We start from the raw sequence: 16,899 nt of genomic DNA, 5'->3' as shown, positions 1-16,899 counted from the left end.
GTATTCGCTCAGGTTTCATGGGGTCAAATCGCTTCGACAGAACTCGTATTAGGAACGCCTTCGGTCGTCTCTTCACACGAAAAAGTTTCTCAATTTGTTGCACGCGAGGACGTTGCTAAATCATTTGAACAAATGGGAGTCGATCCTAAAATGATTGAAACCAAAATAGCATCGCTGAGTGATGATGAAATCAACTCCATTGCATCTCAAATCGATACGTTACCGGCCGGAGGTGATGCCGGAGGGCTTATCGGTGCGGCAATATTTATTTTTATTGTTTTATTGATAACTGACATTCTCGGATTTACGAAAGTGTTTAATTTTACCCGTTCAGTACGTTAAACGTGCTCAGAAGATTTTTAGGTACAATCGTATCAATTTTTATGTTGAGCGGTTGTGTTCCCAAAGATCCCCTTCCTCGGGGAATCGTATATCCATCCGCTTCAATCAATGTCCCTTTTATTCCCCCGCGAGAAAATTTATGCGGTTCAACTTCTATCCAAATGATTTCAGAATATTGGCAGAGTAATAGCGAATATACTTCCAAATTGTCGATACAAGAACTCGATCAACGGACTTTTATCCCGCAAAAAGAGGGGACTCTACAAGCAGAAATGATAACAGCCGCGCGTGCCAACGGACTGATCGCTTATCCAATGGAACCGAATTTCGAAGCATTGTTCAGCGAACTAAATGCACATCATCCCGTTCTCGTATTGATCAATCGGAGTTATTCATGGTATCCCCTGTGGCACTATCTCCCCGTGAACGGTTATGAAGGGACGACGCGTAAGATTTTAACCCATTTTTCCGATCAGCCAAATGAACCGATAGCGATTGAAACCTTTGCTGAGATGTGGAAACGCAGTGGGAATTGGGGGGTTGTACTTCTGCCGCCGGGTGAGATACCTGCATCAGCATCACCAAAAAAATTCGTGCGAGCCGTGTATGAATTGGAAAAAATCGGTATGGTCAATGAAGCAATACAAAGCTATCAAAGTGCATTAATCCGATGGCCTCAAGAAGCGGAAATATCTTTGATTCTGGCAAACAGTTATTATCGTGTGCATCGTATGCGCGAGGCTGAGGAGAGTTATCGACGATTTTTAGTGAGCGATCCATCACATCCCCTTGCGATTAATAATTTAGCGATACTGTTATCGGAAACGGGACGAAAAACGGAAGGATTAAAGTTGTTAGATTCTGCGTCAAGCAAGGAGAAAGAAATTCAAAATATGCTCCGAGACACGCGTGAAGAGATTATGAAAAAGTAATTATTTCACGATCATCGGAACATTGATCGTAATACGTTGCTCTTTTATATCGACAAAGAGATTGTTTTCTTCTGCTAAATGGGTGATTTCGGAGAGGTATCTGCGGTTAATCGTTTCCGATGAAATTTCGATGGAGAAGAGGGAATATTTCTCCCCTTCAAATTTGATATGTTCCCCGACACGGAAAAAGAGGCGCGTAATGATTTTCTCATTCCCCGCCATAGAGGTATAAACTTTGTTGAGAAGTTTGATAAACCATTCGGTTTGCAACCGTATTTCCGGAATCGTCGGATCGAGCTCTTTGGTGTATTTTGTTTGAGAACCGATCGAGTTGGAACTGATACATAAATCGATAAGGGTGTAAACATTTACGAGCTGACCGTTGGGTTTTTGAGCGGTGAATTGAAACGAGGGGAGCTGATAGAGGCGGATACCGATCTGCTCTTCATCTTCATAGCCGACGGTAATACCGAAAAATTTGAATCGTCCGAATTCGAGTTCTAAAAAGGTAGTTTTGAATCCGAATGAAGAACTCGCATAAGTCGTAGCGATTTTATAGATAGCCGACGCTTCGATAGCACCGAGGAGGTACTGTGCCTCAGTATTGAGCGATACGATCTTTCCGCTTGAACTGAAAAGGATAAACGGATTGAAATCGTACTCAATCCACTGCTGATCGAATGTCATCAGTCCTCGATATAGTTTTTGAGTTTACGACCCACTTTAGGGTGTTTGAGTTTTTTGATCGCACTGCTTTCGATTTGACGGACACGCTCACGGGTAACGTTGAGCTCTTTTCCGATCTCTTCGAGGGTACGGTCACTTTCATCATCCATGATCCCAAAACGCATTTTGATAACCGCTTTTTCACGCTCGTTGAGCTGTTCGAGAACACTTTCGATTTGGACTTTCAAATCGTCTTTCAAAATAGCATCAGACGGTGAGAGAGACATTTTGTCTTCGATAAAATCACCGAAACGGCCGTCTTCTTCATTCCCGATAGGGGCTTCGAGAGAGATCGGTTCTTTGGTGATTTTGATAACGTTTTTAACTTTTTCAACCGACAAACCCACTTCTTCCGCGATGGTTTCGACATCCGGCTCTTTTCCGTGTTCTTGGAGATGTTTACGCATGATTTTGTTGATGCGGTTGATCGTCTCGATCATGTGGATCGGGATACGGATGGTACGTGCCTGATCGGCGATAGCGCGGCTGATTGCCTGACGGATCCACCATGTTGCATAGGTCGAGAATTTGTACCCTTTTTGGTACTCGAATTTATCGACCGCTTTCATCAACCCGATATTCCCCTCTTGGATCAAATCAAGGAATGGTAAACCACGGTTGGTGTAACGTTTTGCGATCGATACAACGAGACGAAGGTTTGATTTCGCCATACGGGTTTTGGAGACTTCCGAGATGTTTTTACCCCGTTTGATCTGTTCCAAAATATCGGCGAGTTTTTCAGGCTCCATATTGAAGCCCCCTTTGGAAGCCTCTTTGGTTTGGATCAGTTTTTTGATCTCCATATAGGTGCTGACCATGGTCGCTTCAGGCACTTTGGTCGCGATCTCTTCTTTGGTTAAATCACAGATTTTATTCAAAATCAAAATGTGGTTTTTCTTGAGTTGATCATTAAAGAGGGGAAGTTTGTATTCCAAACGTTTCAATTCACGATCAAATCCCTCGTCACTTCGTAGAGCGGTCTCCATAGAGCGTACTAGTTCGTTGATGAGCTTAGAGGTCGGTCCGAGATCTAACAACGCCTCTTTGAGCATTTTTTTCTTGAAGCTGACATTGAGAAAAAAGAGGACGTATTCCGCATCCATCTCATCGATAGTGCGCTCTTCCAACATTTTTTCGGTCGCTTTTACCCACTCTTTTTTCGCCTTTTCGAGCGCTTTGAACGAGGTTACGACTTTTTCAACCCGTTTCTTGTCTTTGAGTGACGGGGCTTTTTCAGTTGATTCTTCATCATCCCCTTCATCATCCCCCTCATCATCATTTTCATCTTCGTTCTCGTCTTCAAAACTTTTGAAAAGCTCTTTAACGCGACGTTCACGGTTGATCAAAGGGTCTTTGTAGTCGAGGATAAAATCGATCAAATAGGGAACGGAGCAGATCGCATCGATGATGATTCCCTCACCCATCTCCATTCGTTTGGAGATTTCAACCTCTTCTTCTTTGGTTAAAAGGGGAATTTGCCCCATTTCTCTCAAGTACATACGTACCGGAGAATCCGATCGTGACCACTCGAGGAGCTCATGTTGTTTGAGAATATCAAACTCGTCTCCCGTAGCCTCTTCGATGTATTTAAGTTGAGCGGCACGCTTGGCCGCTGCCTCTTGCTGATTGAGCATTTTGGCGTGTTCGGAAGAGGTAAAAAGACAAATTTTGTGTTTTTGCGCCAATTTTAGGATGTTTTTGGCTTGGGCAAGGGTAGGTTGTTTGTCAAAAGGATCGACAATTGTTTCGTACGTGAGACAATTTTTGGATTTATGTTCGGTAAATAGGGTTTCGAGATGTTTGTTTAGATCTTTGACACTCATACGTGGAGGGCTCCCTTGACGTTTAAAAAGATGTGGATTATACCGAGATTTTGCTTAAATAGCTTTTTCCAATTATGCGAAGGTGCTTAATGTGCAGATTGGAACACTTGTTGCTAACTAAACCTCAATACTCCACAAGGATGATAAATGCAGACCGGATATTATGCGGCAACAGGGGGAATGGTAGCGCAGTTTAATCGTATGGACACGATTGCGTCGAACCTTGCCAATGCCAATACTGCGGGATTCAAACGAGATCAATTGATTACGGGTGATTTTGCGCGTCTCTATAAAACGGCGCAAAGTGAGCTTCCGATTGCCAACAACACTGAAGAAGCCGCTCAGTATTTTAATCGTTCTATGAGTCGAGTCCCTCAGATCACCGATGCCTATACCGATCATAGTCTGGGTTCATTACAACGAACCGATAATACGTTTGATTTGGCTTTATCAAAAGAGGGGCAATTTTTTGCGGTTAAAACACCTCAGGGGATACGTTTGAGCCGAGATGGTATTTTCACGATTAATGATGAGGGAAAGTTGGTTAACAAACAGGGGCATGAGGTTCTTTCTGCTGATAAAACACCGATTGTTTTTAATCCTCAAGACAGTGTAATTACCATTGATAAAAACGGTCAGATTTCTACCAATGTTCCGGGATCGACTCAAATGGTGGCGAATAAAAAACTCTTAATTGTCGAACCGCAGAATATTCGTATGCTCACAAAAGAGGGGGAAAACCTTTATGCTCCTGATGCTGCCGATCCTTTGAATCCTAAGGCTGAGAGCGGAAGCGTCATGCAAGGGTTTATTGAAAAAAGCAATGTCAATGCGGTCAATGAAATGATTGCATTGGTTGAGGCCAACCGTTTGGTGGGGATGTATCAAAAAGCGATGGATTCGCAAATGAACGATCTCAATAAAGATGCGATTGAAAAATTAGCTGTAACACGTCGATAAGATAAGGAGATAAGACAATGATGCAATCACTCTATACCAGTTCTACCGGAATGCTGGCCATGCAAAGTCAGATTGATACGACTGCGAATAATATTGCCAACGTTAACACCATGGGGTATAAAAAATCTCGTGCCGAATTCGCCGACTTGATGTACAAAGTTATGACCTATGCGGGGACATCTACCAGTGATACGACAAAATCTCCGACGGGGATTGAAGTGGGTCTTGGGGTTCGTCCTACCGCGATCAACAAAATCTTTACGGAAGGGAGCTTGAAGCAGACGGATAATACACTCGATCTTGCGATTACGGGAAAAGGGTTTTTTAAACTTCAGCTTCCAAACGGAACGGAAGTCTATACTCGAAACGGATCGTTCAAAGTGGATCAGAACGGAACGTTGGTCAACTCGGACGGCTATACCGTTATTCCTGAAGTTGTAGTACCGGAAGATGCCACAAATATCAGTATCGGAGTCGACGGTATTGTCAGCGTTACCCAATCCGGACAAGCGCAAGCAACGCAAATCGGTCAGATCTCTTTGACCAGTTTTATCAATCCGGCCGGTTTGCATGCGATGGGGGATAATATCTTCGTCGAAACCGATAGCTCAGGTCAACCGGTTGAGGGGACTCCGGGAGAAAACGGTCTTGGAAATATCCGTCAGGGATTTGTGGAACTTTCAAACGTTCAATTGGTCGTTGAGCTCACCGATTTGATTACAGGGCAACGCGCGTACGATGCCAACTCCAAAGTTATTACCACCAGTGATGAAATGCTCGCAACCACCAACGGATTGAAACGCTAATAGACTCCTCTTACTCGGTGCTTACTAGAGCACCGACTCTTTTTTCTCTTCACTTCAGAAACTATTTTTCAAAACCATTTATTGTTCTATTTTGTACAAAAGAATGCATTAAGAGAAAGGGAATATAATTTTTGGATACCACGCTATGTAGGAGCTAACATGAATCTTGGAACCATAAAAAGCAAATTAACCCTTTTCTTTGCATTATTGATAGCAGGGTTTGCTGTCATTGCCTATTTGACCATGAAAGGGAACTCCGATGCGGCAAGAGCGGTAAAAAGGGTCGGTGACATAGGGAAACTGGAAACGTCCGAAGCGAAACTTATGATGAATCTAAGAGGGTATCAACTCCTTTTTGATGATCGTTTTGCCCAAAATTACGAGAAAGAGTATCTCTCTATTGTCGAAAATTTAAATGCACTTTCTGCGCAATCCCGTGCTGCGGAGGCAAAAGAACAGATCAAAGAGATATTGGCTCTGATCAAAGAATGGAAAGAGAGCAACAATGTACGAATGGACATTATCAAAAAATATAAAAAGGAGATCAACAGCGATGCGTTTTCTATCACGGAAGACGGGAAAAAATTAGCAACCCTTACGCGATTGTCAGCCGATCGATATAAAATTATCGAGGAAAAAATTTCTATTTTTAAAGAAGGGGTAGAAAAAAGGAATCTAAAATATATAAAAGACAGCTCCGTCTCCTCTGAAATAACGGTTGCACTTATTGTGATACTCTCTATCGGAACGTTTTTACTGGTGTTAAGATCAATCAACCGTTCCATTGCCGCCGCCAAAAAAGGGTGTGAGGAGATTATGAATACAAAAGACCTCACTAAAAAAATAGAAACAGGTACCAAAGACGAAATCGCCGAAACGATGGTATCTGTGAATATGCTGTTGCATGAACTCGCCGTAGCGATAGACGCTGCAAAAAGATCGGCAACCGAAAATGCCTCGGTGGCGGAAGAGTTATCCGCGACCAGTCTACAAATAGGCAAACGGACGGAAGACACCTCCAACGTTGTGGATGAGACCAAGCAAAGCTCAAATGCGGTAGCTGAACTATTGACCAATAGTGAAGATGAGTCCAAAAAAGCGGAAGTGGAGATCAATGAAGCGTCCCACGAAGTATCCGATGCCGCTAAAGATGTCTTGTCCGTCTCAGGAGCATTGCAACTTATCGTTGCCGAACAGATGGAGATGTCAGGACAGCTGGAGCGACTCTCTAGCGAAGCGGAGCAAATAAAAACGGTTCTCTCCGTTATCACCGATATAGCCGATCAGACGAATCTGCTGGCACTCAATGCCGCGATTGAAGCGGCTCGTGCAGGGGAACAGGGAAAAGGGTTTGCGGTGGTCGCCGATGAAGTGAGAAAATTGGCAGAGAGAACCCAGAAAAGTTTGACCGAAAGCAATGCTACCGTGTCAGTGATCGTTCAATCGGTTATGGATGTTACCGAGGCTATGTCGAAAAGTGCCAAAAAACTTGAAGAACTTGGGACTCGATCCAAAGCGGTCGAAACGACAATGAACAAAACGGTCACTATTATCGCGGATGCGGCGAAAATAGCCAATCAAACGGCAGAAGATGCCTCATTCGGGAATACAAAAACAAAAGAGGTGATTGATCAAATCAATACGATCAATAATTTATCTCTTACAAACGCTCGAAGTGTCGAAGAGATAGCGGCGGCGGCAGAACATTTGGCAAAACGGGCAGAGAGTCTCAGCCAATCATTAGATCAGTTTAAGACATCGTGATGAGTTACAATACTTTAACGCCTGAGGAGGAGTATGTTCTTCTCCATAAAGGGACGGAACGTCCTTACGGGGCAAATTATGAGACCTTTTTGCGAGAAGGAGAGGGCGTCTATATTTGTCGGCAATGTAATGCTCCTTTGTACACATCGGAACATAAATTTGATTCTCATTGCGGTTGGCCGAGTTTTGAGGATGAGATTGCGGGAGCGGTAAAACGAGTACCTGATGCTGACGGACGGCGTGTAGAGATTATTTGTGCCGCGTGCGGAGGACATTTGGGACATGTGTTTGTCGGAGAGCACATGACGGCGAAAAATACTCGTCACTGTGTCAACTATACATCCATAAAATTTCTATCAGATAAGTGAGACTCTATAGGGATTTAAAACTCTTTCAACTCTTATAGGCTATAATCCCCCTAATTTTACGTAACCATTAGGATTTTTGATGCAGAAAATTGAAGGTAAAGTTTGGAATTTCGGTAAAGACATCGATACCGACCTTATTATCGCCGCCCGTTATCTCAACACCTCAGACCCAAAAGAGCTTGCCAAGCACGTCATGGAAGATGCCGATCCGACGTTTGTGAGCAAAATGACTCCGGGTGACATCATTGTTGCCGATGAGAACTTCGGATGCGGTTCATCTCGTGAACACGCCCCTATCGCCCTTAAAGCAGCGGGTGTTGCTGCGGTTATCGCTCCGACGTTTGCCCGTATTTTTTACCGCAATGCGTTTAACATGGGATTGCCGATTTTCGAACTTCCTGAGAGTTTAGAGATCAAAGAGGGTGAATCGGTCAGTGTCGATATGGATGCGGGAACCATCACCAATACGACGAACGGAAAAGTGTACAACTTTATTCCGATTCCGCCGTTTATGCAGGAGTTGATCGCTGCAGGCGGTTTGATGAATTATGCAGAAGCTGAAATTGCGGCACGGGAGAAATAATTGATGAAAAGTTATAAAATTGCGCTTATTAAAGGGGACGGAATCGGTCCTGAGATCGTGGATGAAGCGGTCAAAGTTTTAGACGCGGTAGCGGCGTGCGAGAATTTGGAGTTTAACTACCAAGAAGCCCTTATGGGCGGATGTGCTTACGATGCTGTGGGCGATCCACTGCCGCAAGAGACGATTGATATTTCGCTCTCAAGTGATGCCGTATTGTTTGGTGCTATCGGCGGAGTTAAATGGGATACCCTCCCGAGAGAAAAACGTCCTGAGAGCGGATTGCTCCGTTTCCGAAAAGAGCTAGGGGTATTTGCTAACCTACGCCCTGCAAACGTCTATGATGAACTCGTCAATGCCAGTTCGTTGAAACCTGAGATCGTCAAAGGGGTCGATTTGATGGTTGTCCGCGAGTTGATCGGCGGGATCTATTTCGGAGAACCGAAAGGGCGAGATGAGAACCGCGGATGGAACACGATGGTCTATACCCGTCCCGAAATCGAGCGTATCGCCCATGTCGCATTTAAAATCGCGATGGAACGCTCTAAAAAAGTGTGTTCAGTCGATAAAGCGAACGTATTGGACGTAAGCCAATTGTGGCGTGAAGTGGTCGAAGAGGTGGCGAAGGAGTATCCGGAAGTGGAACTAAGCCACATGTACGTCGATAACGCGGCGATGCAGTTGATCCGTGATCCGAAACAGTTTGACGTTATTTTGACCGGAAATATTTTCGGTGACATTTTGAGTGATGAGGCGAGTATGCTCTCCGGTTCGATCGGATTGTTGCCATCGGCTTCGGTCGGTGCTGCAATCGGTGTGTATGAGCCGATCCATGGTTCTGCTCCGGACATCGCAGGGCAGGGGATCGCCAACCCTATCGCTACGATCGCGAGTGCTTCGATGATGCTTCGCTTCGCATTGGGTGAAAACCGTGCGGCGGATCGTATCGACTACGGTATCAAGCAAGCGCTTGCAGAGGGGTATCGCACGAAAGACATTGCGGGTTTTGATGCTAAAGAAGTTTGCTCTACCAGCGAGATGGGTTCTATCATCGCTAATTTTGCCGCAAAATGCAAACTCTAACTCTCGCCAATATTTACGAGCTTCAAGGGCTCAAAGAGGATGCCCTTGAAATTTACAAAGAGATTTTGAAAAAAGATCCCAATAATGCCGATGCTAAAATCGCTATTCGCCGACTCTCCGGCATGCGTAAAAAGTTTTTAGGGGTCAACAACGAAATGAAAACTTTTTTCATCGATATGGAAGAAGAGGCTGAATTTATCCAATTTGAAAGGTGGTTATTGCGCGCATGGAACTAAAAGATGTTATTTTATCCACATTAGCCGAGATTGAAGAGCTGACCACCGCCCCTGAACCGATAGAAAAGTCTCATAAAGCGAAAGAAGAAAAACCGTTCCCAAAAGAAGAGTCTATCGTTGTTCAGCCAAAACCGATGATCGAAACGGTTGAAAAAGTGATAGAGACGGTACACGTCGTCCGTGATGATGAAGCACGAATGTTAGAGGGGATACGCGAACGATTATTGGTTTTGTTCGAAGGATTTCAGTCCCCCAATAACAAACAGATCGAAGCCAAAGTCGATTTGACACTCAACTTTTTTGAATATCTGCTTGCCACGATTGATAATCGTTTGGAAACTATAAAAGAATCATAAACGCGTTTTTAGATGAGGATGAATGAATGACTGAACACTACCGTGTATTGATCGATTGTAATGACGAAAAAGGGCTGGTATACAAAGTATCAGGGGTCTTTTTTAACCGCAACCTGAACATTATTTCCAACAACGAATTTGTAGACAAGGCACACAATAAATTTTTTATGCGCAGTGTTGTCGCCGGTGAAATTTCTCCCGATATGCTGGAAAATGAACTGCGTGCCGTTCTCCCCTCTTATGCTCATCTCGAAGTGATCGCACCGCGTAAAAAACGGGTAGTCTTGATGGCGACTAAAGAATCACATGCGTTAGGGGATATTTTGATCCGATACGAAGCGGGTGAACTGGATTGCCATATAGTCGGAGTTGTCTCCAATTATAATTTACTTGAACCGTTGGTTTCCAAATTCAATATCCCTTTTTATACCGTGTCGCACGAGGGGTGTGATCGTGATGAACATGAACGTCGTGTACTAGAACAGCTCGGTGCGCTCGGCGAGATCGATTACATCGTATTGGCAAAATACATGCGGATATTGACTCCCCGATTTGTCGAAGCGTATGAGGATAAAATCATCAACATCCACCACTCGTTTCTTCCTGCATTTATCGGAGCCAATCCGTATAAGCAAGCGTATGAACGGGGTGTAAAAATTATCGGTGCGACGGCTCACTTTGTCAATAACAATTTAGATGAAGGGCCGATTATCGCCCAAGACGTAATCCATGTCAACCACGCACACGGTTGGGAAGAGATGCAACGTCAAGGGCGTGATGTCGAGAAAATCGTCCTCTCCAAAGCCCTTAAATTGGCATTGGAAGATCGAATTTTTGTCCATACCAACAAAACGATTATTTTCTAAATGTTTAACATCGTTTTAGTTCATCCGCAGATTCCGAATAACACGGGTGCCATCGGACGGCTTTGTGTCAATACAGGCTCTTCGCTCCATTTGATTAAGCCTATCGGTTTTGACATCGATGAAAAAGCGGTGCGACGGGCAGGTCTGGATTATTGGCATAAAATTGATTTGCATGTCTGGGAGAATATCGATGAGTTTATGGAAGCTCATCCGACGAGGGATCGTTTTTTCTTTGCGACGACTAAAACCGACCGACCTTATTTCGAACATCCGTTTCAAGAGGGGGATTACCTCTTTTTCGGAAGTGAAACCGCAGGGATCCCCGCGGAGATATTAGAAGCGTATCCCGCACAGACGATGACGATTCCGATGACCAAAGAGGGGCGAAGTCTCAATCTGGCGATTAGCAGCGGCATCATCCTCTATGAAGCGATCAAACAAAATTTTAACTCTTACCGAAAGATGATGTAACATGATGCAAATACTTGATACGATGGTAATCGTACTATTCGTTCTTTTTTTAGTTTATATATTTAGAGGCTATCATCTTTCCCGTTTGGATAAAATGGAAAAAGAAGATCAAGATAGAAATAGTTAGACTAAAAAATCTTCTCTGCCCAGATTCCCATTTTTCGCTCAAATTTATCCATCCATCCGTTTGCTTGGCGAATTACTTTTGCCATTGTCAGCTCCTTGACTTAAATTAGGCAAATCGTAGAATAATTTTGAAAATAGTTTAAATAATATGACATTTTGCAATATAAATTCTTTTTTTGTGTCATAATACCTACAATAACACATCGATAATTCAAAAGGATTACAATATGAAAACATTCAGTGATATTGTCGAGACTATAAAAGATATTGTCTCTTCGGAGTTTCCCGAAAAAAAAGTGTTTGATAAAGATGTCGCGGATATGCTTGAGATAACGCAGATGAATTTTGCTACGATGAAAAAACGTAATAAGATCCCTTTTAACGAATTGCTTGATTTCTGTGCCAAGCGCTCTATTGCTATTAACTGGTTGCTTTACAATCAGTCTCCTGAGAGTCTTATAGAACCGACCAACCGTTTTTATATGGTACGTTATTTCTCTTCGGTCAACGCCTCAGCAGGGGGAGGCGCCGATAATGAAGAATTGGAATATGAACCTCTGATGCTCGAAGATAATTTTGTCCTCTCCTTGGGAGGCGAAAAAGAGCTACGTCATATTGAAGCGATAAACGTATCGGGTGACTCGATGGAGCCGTCGTTCAGCTATAACGACATTATTTTTATCAACCGTTCAAAAACCGATATTAGCCGTGGCGGTATTTTTACGATTCGCACCGAACACGGACTCTTTATTAAACGATTGCAAGTTCGGATTGATGGTAAACTTGATATTATTTCAGATAACAAAGACTATCCGACCTATGTCGCCCGAAAAGATGAAGTAGAAATTATCGGAAGAGTAGTAGGGCGATTCGGCGGAGTCGAATAAAAGTGGAATTTTAATGAAAACAACGTATTGGATGAGCGGGATATTGTTAATGGCATTGGGGGGATGTAGTACCCATACCCCTGTCTCTGAGCCTCAACCCAAACCATTGGCTTTGCTTTCCAAAAATGACACTAATCAAAGTGCTTTATCTGATCCTTTTTGCTGTATGCTTCCCCAAGATCTTGATGTCAAACTTCCCGAATACGGTCCGAAGGTAAATGATTTGGAACGATATGAACAAACAATGGCCCCCTATGTAGAGTTAAATGGCGCAGATAGGGAAAATTTACTTGATGTCCAAATGACTTTTGATGAACGTTATTTTTCACCGTGGAGCTACACCAATACCCCTCAAAAAGTGCAAGAGGTCTCATGGCCGTTACGTGCATTTCGTGGAGGATACGGAAACAATCTGGTGCCTGTAGCACCCTCATGGTTTGAGGGGATAAAAAATCAGTCTAATTTCGAAAGCTATGGCTCTATCAATCAAAAAGCTATTACCCTTAAATGGATGAATATACGGGCTTTTCCAACGGACAAGCCTCTTTATAAAGATCCGTCTAAAGCGGGAGACGGTTATCCGTTCGATCTTCTTCAAAACAGCAGCGTCAACTACAATGAACCTATCTTTGTCTCCCACACCTCGAAAGACGGAGCATGGAGTTATATATTTACCAACAATGCTTCGGGCTGGGTACCGAGCGATGGGGTAAGTATCATTAGTGATGCGACAGCCTTACGGATCAAAAAATCAGAACGGGTGTTTATTACCGAAGATAATATCGCGTTGTATGACGCGAACAATCGATTTGTATCGTATTCTCGTATCGGAATGGTTTTGCCCTTAGAGAGAGAAGAGGGGGAATATTATTATGTTAAGGCGGTTGATTTTAACAACACGATTAAAATTTTATCTCTCCCTAAACACTCAGCACATATCGGTGTTAGTCGCTTTAACAAAAACGATTTGATCTCAGTCGGAAACCATCTCCTCAAAAATACCTACGGCTGGGGCGGTATGTACGGTGAGAGGGACTGCTCTTCGATGATACGAGATTTTATGACCCCGTTTGGTATTTGGCTCCCTCGAAATTCCGCCTCTCAAGCACGTAAGGGTGAGGTTGTCTCTTTTGTCGGCTTGAGTAATGATGAAAAACTCTCCTTGATCAAAGAGAAAGGGGTTCCGTTTGAGACGATTATCTATCTCAAAGGGCATGTTTTGTTGTATGTAGGTACCTATCAAGAGAGCGTTATGGTGATGCATAATTTTTGGGGTATTCGAACGGTCGATAAAATGGGGAATAAAGGGCGTCATATTATCGGTAAAGCGGTAATCAGTACTTTGGAATTGGGCGCAGAGTTGGAAGAATTTGATCCGACGATGAAATTACTGTCGCGTGTAGAGAGCATGAATATTTTTACTAAACCACCCGTCTTCCTTGCGCGACAAGGAAAAACTGGGATGAAAAAATAACTTTTTCTAAAAACTATCCTCGAATATCGAGCAATGAGCCGTACATCTCATCTTGGGTTCGGATTGCCTGAACATTCGATTGAGCTGTTTTTTCAATGGTAACTTGCTCGCTCAACTCTTTGGAAAGATCAGTTTGAGATTTTTCGCCACCCTTTGAGGATGCTGTTTCCGTATTGGCTTTGGTTCCGCCGTTTTGTGTTTCACTAATCGTTGTTTCTTTTGGGACAAAGCGATCGGTATTGACGTTTGCGACATTGTTAGCATTGTTATTCATCCATGTCTGATTGGACATGATGGAAGAGACGTTTGAGCTTATCATCTAAAGCTCCTTGTATATCAGATAATAAAAGTATAATCCCCACCACCTTAAGGGAGATAGGGGATTTAAAATTAGTCGAATTAGTGTAAATCGGCGTTGAGTTTCACTTCACGGGTTGAGCGGCGGATGAGGAGTTGCCCAGTAGTCGAGTCTTGGCGGTAGTGGATACCGTTTAATCCAACCAAATCTTTCCCTTTGAAACTCGACCCACTGAGAGTTTTAGAGGGGTTCGCTTCTTGGATTTTTGCAAGTTCTTCGGCACTTACCGCAAACTTGGTTCCCGCCAATACAGCGATCCCCGCATCGACGATACAGCCATCACCCAGAGCGATACCCGTTACTGAGTTTGCACCCAAAAGGGTATTTTTACCGATAGTAACGGGGATCCCATCCGTTCCGCTGAGAACTCCGAGAATCGAAGCCCCTCCACCGACGTCTGAGCCATCACCCACAACCGCAGAGCTTGAAATACGTCCCTCTACCATGCTGACACCTGTGGTTCCTGCATTGAAGTTCACATAGCTCGCTCCCGGCATGATCGTCGTTCCTGCATGGAGCTGTGCTCCGAAACGGACTTTTGAATCATCCAATACGCGGGTATTGTTGGCCGGGATGATGTGCTGGAGATAGCGAGGGAATTTATCAACGAAATCGATTTTCGGATACTCGTTGGCAAATTTGAGTTCGATCTCATTTTCACGGAGCCATTCAAGCTCGATCGGTTGACCGTCCGACCATGCAACGTTGTGCAATGCACCAAATGCACCGTTAAGGTTGAGTGAGCGAAGAGTCGCTTTCGATGTCGAGAGACCATAAAGTTTGAGATAGGTTCCCTCGACACTCGTGCACGCTGAGTCGTTGAAAAGGATGACAAGACGGAATTCGCCATCGCGCATACCGCGTTCTTTGATTTGGTTGTACAGGGCTGAGATCACTTGGATATTTTTGTGTGCATCGCCGAACGCTTCGTCGGCATACGGGGTAAAGGCATTCAAACACCCCTCTAAAAATTTCAGTGTTACGGGGATGATCACTTCATCAGCGGTAAAATCGATATTAAACCCTTGCTCTTGAGCGCTTTTAATAAAGATTGCCGCACTGCCGAAATTCTCGTTCCAGTTGATGTGCGGGAATGTAGCTTGGAGGATTTTATCGCTATCGAGTTGACCGAAATCAACACGGCAAATACCGAATGCGAGAGGATTTTTGTATCCTGTGGTGTTTTGAATCTCTTGAACACACGCTTTGAAAGCGGCTTCGGTCTCTAAAATTTCCATATTTTCTCTCTTGGTGTAAAATTAATAAGGAATTTTACCACAATCGCCTATGGATGGGTTGAATGTTGCGTGTTATACTACTACATATTATTACTTGGAATGTTTATGGAACAATGGATTAGTTTATTAAAAGCGAATGATTATCTCGGGATTAAAAAATATCTGAAAAACGGCGGTAACCCAAACGCACACGAAGATAACGGCGAATCGGTGATTTGTTTTGCGATGCGGTACCGTTGCGATGCGGAGATTATCGATCTGTTGATTGAAAGCGGTGCCGATCTCAGCCATATCGATAATGAAGGGGTTAGCGTATTTGATGTTGCCGTTACCTACAATAACCTCACCATGATCGAGCGGTTGTTGGAGGGGGGATTTGATCTGAGCACGCCTACCCGCAAAAGCGGGTTTACGCCGCTTATGGGTGCGGTATGCTACGGTCGGATCGATGTGGTAAAGAAATTGCTTGAAAAAAAGGTGGATATAAGTGCGAGGGATAATCACGGTTTCACCGCATTCGATTATGCCCGTAAAATGCACAAAAAATCGATTTTAACACTGTTGCAGGGGGAGATGGATGGAACAGATTAAAACCTTTTTACTGCTCGGTAGCCTCAGCGTACTGCTCGTATTTATCGGCGGATACCTCGGCGGTCAAGGGGGGATGGTGATTGCGTTGGTAATGGCTGGGGGGATGAACTTTTACGCCTATTATTTCTCCGATACGATGATTTTAAAGCACTATAACGCCCAAGAGGTGGATCCACGTGAGGCACCGATGCTCTATCGCGTCGTAGAGCGTCTGGTAGAGCGTGCTGATATACCGATGCCGAAAGTCTATATCATCCACGATCATATTCCCAATGCGTTCGCCACGGGGCGCAATCCCGCTCATGCGGCGGTCGCGATAACGACGGGACTGCTCGAACTATTGAATGAAGATGAAGTGGAGGGGGTTATGGCACATGAGCTCTCGCATGTACGTCATCGCGATATTCTCGTTGCGACCATAGCGGCGACGATAGCGGGTGCAGTTGCCTTTATCGCTAATATGTTGCAGTTTGGGGCAATGTTCGGGAACCGTAACCGTAACGGCAATCCGATTTTGATGATCGTGATGGCGATTTTGCTCCCCATAGCGGCCAGTATCATCCAAATGACGATCAGTCGTTCGCGGGAGTTTATGGCGGATGCAGGGGCGGCATATCTCACCGGACATCCCGAATGGCTTCAAAACGCTTTGATCAAGCTCTCGAACTACAATGCGCGGGGAGAAGTTCACGGAGCCACACCGGAGAATGCCCATATGTTTATTATCAGCCCGTTTGACGGTAAAAATATTTCGTTTGGAAATTTGTTTCGTACCCATCCGACGACGGAGCAGAGATTGGAACGTTTAGAGGCGTTAAAAGGGGAAGTGTCACCGAGAGAGAACAAACTCTACGAGCGTCATTACCGGTAGAAGCGTTTTATTCGGATTCGATTTTTAGGGTGAAATGGGGT

General features: G+C 44.1%; 20 protein-coding genes. 16 read left to right on the top strand and 4 right to left on the bottom strand.

Translation table 11 applies throughout. The features are described 5' to 3' along the window. Together VFW36_RS00445 and VFW36_RS00440 are read left to right on the top strand one after the other, a co-directional pair. Positions 1-342: PA2779 family protein (locus VFW36_RS00445; RefSeq protein ID WP_329656858.1), on the top strand; the 342-nt coding region annotated here is incomplete at its 5' end. Positions 343-383: 41 nt separating this feature from the next. Further along, positions 384-1,274, top strand: a complete 891-nt coding sequence (locus VFW36_RS00440) for a PA2778 family cysteine peptidase (RefSeq protein ID WP_329656857.1) — start codon at positions 384-386, stop codon at positions 1,272-1,274. Here the strand turns inward: VFW36_RS00440 and VFW36_RS00435 are convergent, their stop codons facing one another. Together VFW36_RS00435 and rpoD are read right to left on the bottom strand one after the other, a co-directional pair. Continuing rightward, a complete protein-coding gene (locus VFW36_RS00435; RefSeq protein WP_329656856.1) occupies positions 1,275-1,961 on the bottom strand; it encodes a hypothetical protein in 687 nt (228 codons plus the stop codon). Further along, on the bottom strand, positions 1,961-3,823 hold the full coding sequence (rpoD, locus tag VFW36_RS00430; RefSeq protein WP_329656855.1) for an RNA polymerase sigma factor RpoD: 1,863 nt from the start codon (positions 3,821-3,823) through the stop codon (positions 1,961-1,963). Before rpoD ends, VFW36_RS00435 begins: the two co-directional genes overlap by 1 nt. 147 nt (positions 3,824-3,970) lie before the next feature. Between rpoD and VFW36_RS00425 the strand changes: the two genes are divergently transcribed. The 12 genes from VFW36_RS00425 to VFW36_RS00370 all read left to right on the top strand — a co-directional run bounded on the left by VFW36_RS00425 (position 3,971) and on the right by VFW36_RS00370 (position 13,800). After that, positions 3,971-4,783 (top strand): flagellar hook-basal body protein, encoded by an 813-nt coding sequence (locus tag VFW36_RS00425; RefSeq protein ID WP_329656854.1) that lies wholly within the window; start codon positions 3,971-3,973, stop codon positions 4,781-4,783. Between the two features lie 17 nt (positions 4,784-4,800). Next, a complete protein-coding gene (gene flgG / locus VFW36_RS00420) occupies positions 4,801-5,589 on the top strand; it encodes a flagellar basal-body rod protein FlgG (RefSeq protein WP_329656853.1) in 789 nt (262 codons plus the stop codon). Positions 5,590-5,748: 159 nt separating this feature from the next. Then, the gene (locus VFW36_RS00415) at positions 5,749-7,353 is read left to right on the top strand and encodes a methyl-accepting chemotaxis protein (protein WP_329656852.1); all 1,605 of its coding nucleotides are present in this window, start codon (positions 5,749-5,751) and stop codon (positions 7,351-7,353) included. After that, complete coding sequence (locus tag VFW36_RS00410; RefSeq protein WP_329656851.1) at positions 7,353-7,721, top strand: methionine-R-sulfoxide reductase; 369 nt, start codon at positions 7,353-7,355, stop codon at positions 7,719-7,721. The genes VFW36_RS00415 and VFW36_RS00410 overlap by 1 nt, the downstream gene beginning before the upstream one ends. 79 nt (positions 7,722-7,800) lie before the next feature. After that, positions 7,801-8,304 carry a 3-isopropylmalate dehydratase small subunit gene (locus VFW36_RS00405; protein ID WP_329656850.1) on the top strand — a complete coding sequence of 168 codons (504 nt, stop codon included), beginning with the start codon at positions 7,801-7,803 and terminating at the stop codon, positions 8,302-8,304. 3 nt (positions 8,305-8,307) lie between these two features. Next, positions 8,308-9,384, top strand: coding sequence for a 3-isopropylmalate dehydrogenase (leuB, locus tag VFW36_RS00400; RefSeq protein ID WP_329656849.1), 1,077 nt, complete (start codon positions 8,308-8,310; stop codon positions 9,382-9,384). Continuing rightward, complete coding sequence (locus VFW36_RS00395) at positions 9,372-9,620, top strand: tetratricopeptide repeat protein (protein WP_329656848.1); 249 nt, start codon at positions 9,372-9,374, stop codon at positions 9,618-9,620. The genes leuB and VFW36_RS00395 overlap by 13 nt, the downstream gene beginning before the upstream one ends. Further along, a complete protein-coding gene (locus tag VFW36_RS00390) occupies positions 9,611-9,976 on the top strand; it encodes a CiaD-like domain-containing protein (protein WP_329656847.1) in 366 nt (121 codons plus the stop codon). Before VFW36_RS00395 ends, VFW36_RS00390 begins: the two co-directional genes overlap by 10 nt. 26 nt (positions 9,977-10,002) lie before the next feature. Next, on the top strand, positions 10,003-10,842 hold the full coding sequence (gene purU, locus VFW36_RS00385) for a formyltetrahydrofolate deformylase (protein WP_329656846.1): 840 nt from the start codon (positions 10,003-10,005) through the stop codon (positions 10,840-10,842). Next, positions 10,843-11,313: a tRNA (cytidine(34)-2'-O)-methyltransferase gene (locus tag VFW36_RS00380; protein ID WP_329656845.1), complete on the top strand. Its 471-nt coding sequence runs from the start codon at positions 10,843-10,845 to the stop codon at positions 11,311-11,313. Between the two features lie 353 nt (positions 11,314-11,666). Continuing rightward, positions 11,667-12,326: a S24 family peptidase gene (locus VFW36_RS00375; protein ID WP_329656844.1), complete on the top strand. Its 660-nt coding sequence runs from the start codon at positions 11,667-11,669 to the stop codon at positions 12,324-12,326. Between the two features lie 13 nt (positions 12,327-12,339). After that, positions 12,340-13,800 carry an SH3 domain-containing protein gene (locus VFW36_RS00370; RefSeq protein WP_329656843.1) on the top strand — a complete coding sequence of 487 codons (1,461 nt, stop codon included), beginning with the start codon at positions 12,340-12,342 and terminating at the stop codon, positions 13,798-13,800. Positions 13,801-13,813: 13 nt separating this feature from the next. Here the strand turns inward: VFW36_RS00370 and VFW36_RS00365 are convergent, their stop codons facing one another. Further along, a complete protein-coding gene (locus VFW36_RS00365; protein ID WP_329656842.1) occupies positions 13,814-14,119 on the bottom strand; it encodes a hypothetical protein in 306 nt (101 codons plus the stop codon). An 80-nt stretch (positions 14,120-14,199) separates the two neighbouring features. Continuing rightward, positions 14,200-15,396 carry a tetrahydrodipicolinate N-succinyltransferase N-terminal domain-containing protein gene (locus VFW36_RS00360; protein ID WP_329656841.1) on the bottom strand — a complete coding sequence of 399 codons (1,197 nt, stop codon included), beginning with the start codon at positions 15,394-15,396 and terminating at the stop codon, positions 14,200-14,202. A gap of 105 nt (positions 15,397-15,501) precedes the next feature. Between VFW36_RS00360 and VFW36_RS00355 the strand changes: the two genes are divergently transcribed. Continuing rightward, positions 15,502-15,987, top strand: coding sequence for an ankyrin repeat domain-containing protein (locus VFW36_RS00355; RefSeq protein WP_329656840.1), 486 nt, complete (start codon positions 15,502-15,504; stop codon positions 15,985-15,987). After that, positions 15,974-16,858, top strand: a complete 885-nt coding sequence (gene htpX / locus VFW36_RS00350) for a zinc metalloprotease HtpX (RefSeq protein ID WP_329656839.1) — start codon at positions 15,974-15,976, stop codon at positions 16,856-16,858. Before VFW36_RS00355 ends, htpX begins: the two co-directional genes overlap by 14 nt. Positions 16,859-16,899: the final 41 nt, after the last annotated feature.

The sequence above is a fragment of the Sulfuricurvum sp. genome (assembly GCF_036279695.1).
Classification (GTDB): Bacteria; Campylobacterota; Campylobacteria; order Campylobacterales; family Sulfurimonadaceae; genus Sulfuricurvum.
The sequence above is the reverse complement of the archived record's forward strand: the minus strand, read 5'-3'. Positions and strand labels throughout refer to the sequence as shown.

What these genes read in the sequence shown, in the direction of transcription:
- VFW36_RS00440 (WP_329656857.1), top strand. Translation starts at nt 384, where the DNA reads ATGTTGAGCGGTTGTGTTCCCAAAGATCCCCTTCCTCGGGGAATCGTA.
- VFW36_RS00435 (WP_329656856.1), bottom strand. Translation starts at nt 1,961, where the DNA reads ATGACATTCGATCAGCAGTGGATTGAGTACGATTTCAATCCGTTTATC.
- rpoD (WP_329656855.1), bottom strand. Translation starts at nt 3,823, where the DNA reads ATGAGTGTCAAAGATCTAAACAAACATCTCGAAACCCTATTTACCGAA.
- VFW36_RS00425 (WP_329656854.1), top strand. Translation starts at nt 3,971, where the DNA reads ATGCAGACCGGATATTATGCGGCAACAGGGGGAATGGTAGCGCAGTTT.
- flgG (WP_329656853.1), top strand. Translation starts at nt 4,801, where the DNA reads ATGATGCAATCACTCTATACCAGTTCTACCGGAATGCTGGCCATGCAA.
- VFW36_RS00415 (WP_329656852.1), top strand. Translation starts at nt 5,749, where the DNA reads ATGAATCTTGGAACCATAAAAAGCAAATTAACCCTTTTCTTTGCATTA.
- VFW36_RS00410 (WP_329656851.1), top strand. Translation starts at nt 7,353, where the DNA reads ATGAGTTACAATACTTTAACGCCTGAGGAGGAGTATGTTCTTCTCCAT.
- VFW36_RS00405 (WP_329656850.1), top strand. Translation starts at nt 7,801, where the DNA reads ATGCAGAAAATTGAAGGTAAAGTTTGGAATTTCGGTAAAGACATCGAT.
- leuB (WP_329656849.1), top strand. Translation starts at nt 8,308, where the DNA reads ATGAAAAGTTATAAAATTGCGCTTATTAAAGGGGACGGAATCGGTCCT.
- VFW36_RS00395 (WP_329656848.1), top strand. Translation starts at nt 9,372, where the DNA reads ATGCAAACTCTAACTCTCGCCAATATTTACGAGCTTCAAGGGCTCAAA.
- VFW36_RS00390 (WP_329656847.1), top strand. Translation starts at nt 9,611, where the DNA reads ATGGAACTAAAAGATGTTATTTTATCCACATTAGCCGAGATTGAAGAG.
- purU (WP_329656846.1), top strand. Translation starts at nt 10,003, where the DNA reads ATGACTGAACACTACCGTGTATTGATCGATTGTAATGACGAAAAAGGG.
- VFW36_RS00380 (WP_329656845.1), top strand. Translation starts at nt 10,843, where the DNA reads ATGTTTAACATCGTTTTAGTTCATCCGCAGATTCCGAATAACACGGGT.
- VFW36_RS00375 (WP_329656844.1), top strand. Translation starts at nt 11,667, where the DNA reads ATGAAAACATTCAGTGATATTGTCGAGACTATAAAAGATATTGTCTCT.
- VFW36_RS00370 (WP_329656843.1), top strand. Translation starts at nt 12,340, where the DNA reads ATGAAAACAACGTATTGGATGAGCGGGATATTGTTAATGGCATTGGGG.
- VFW36_RS00365 (WP_329656842.1), bottom strand. Translation starts at nt 14,119, where the DNA reads ATGATAAGCTCAAACGTCTCTTCCATCATGTCCAATCAGACATGGATG.
- VFW36_RS00360 (WP_329656841.1), bottom strand. Translation starts at nt 15,396, where the DNA reads ATGGAAATTTTAGAGACCGAAGCCGCTTTCAAAGCGTGTGTTCAAGAG.
- VFW36_RS00355 (WP_329656840.1), top strand. Translation starts at nt 15,502, where the DNA reads ATGGAACAATGGATTAGTTTATTAAAAGCGAATGATTATCTCGGGATT.
- htpX (WP_329656839.1), top strand. Translation starts at nt 15,974, where the DNA reads ATGGAACAGATTAAAACCTTTTTACTGCTCGGTAGCCTCAGCGTACTG.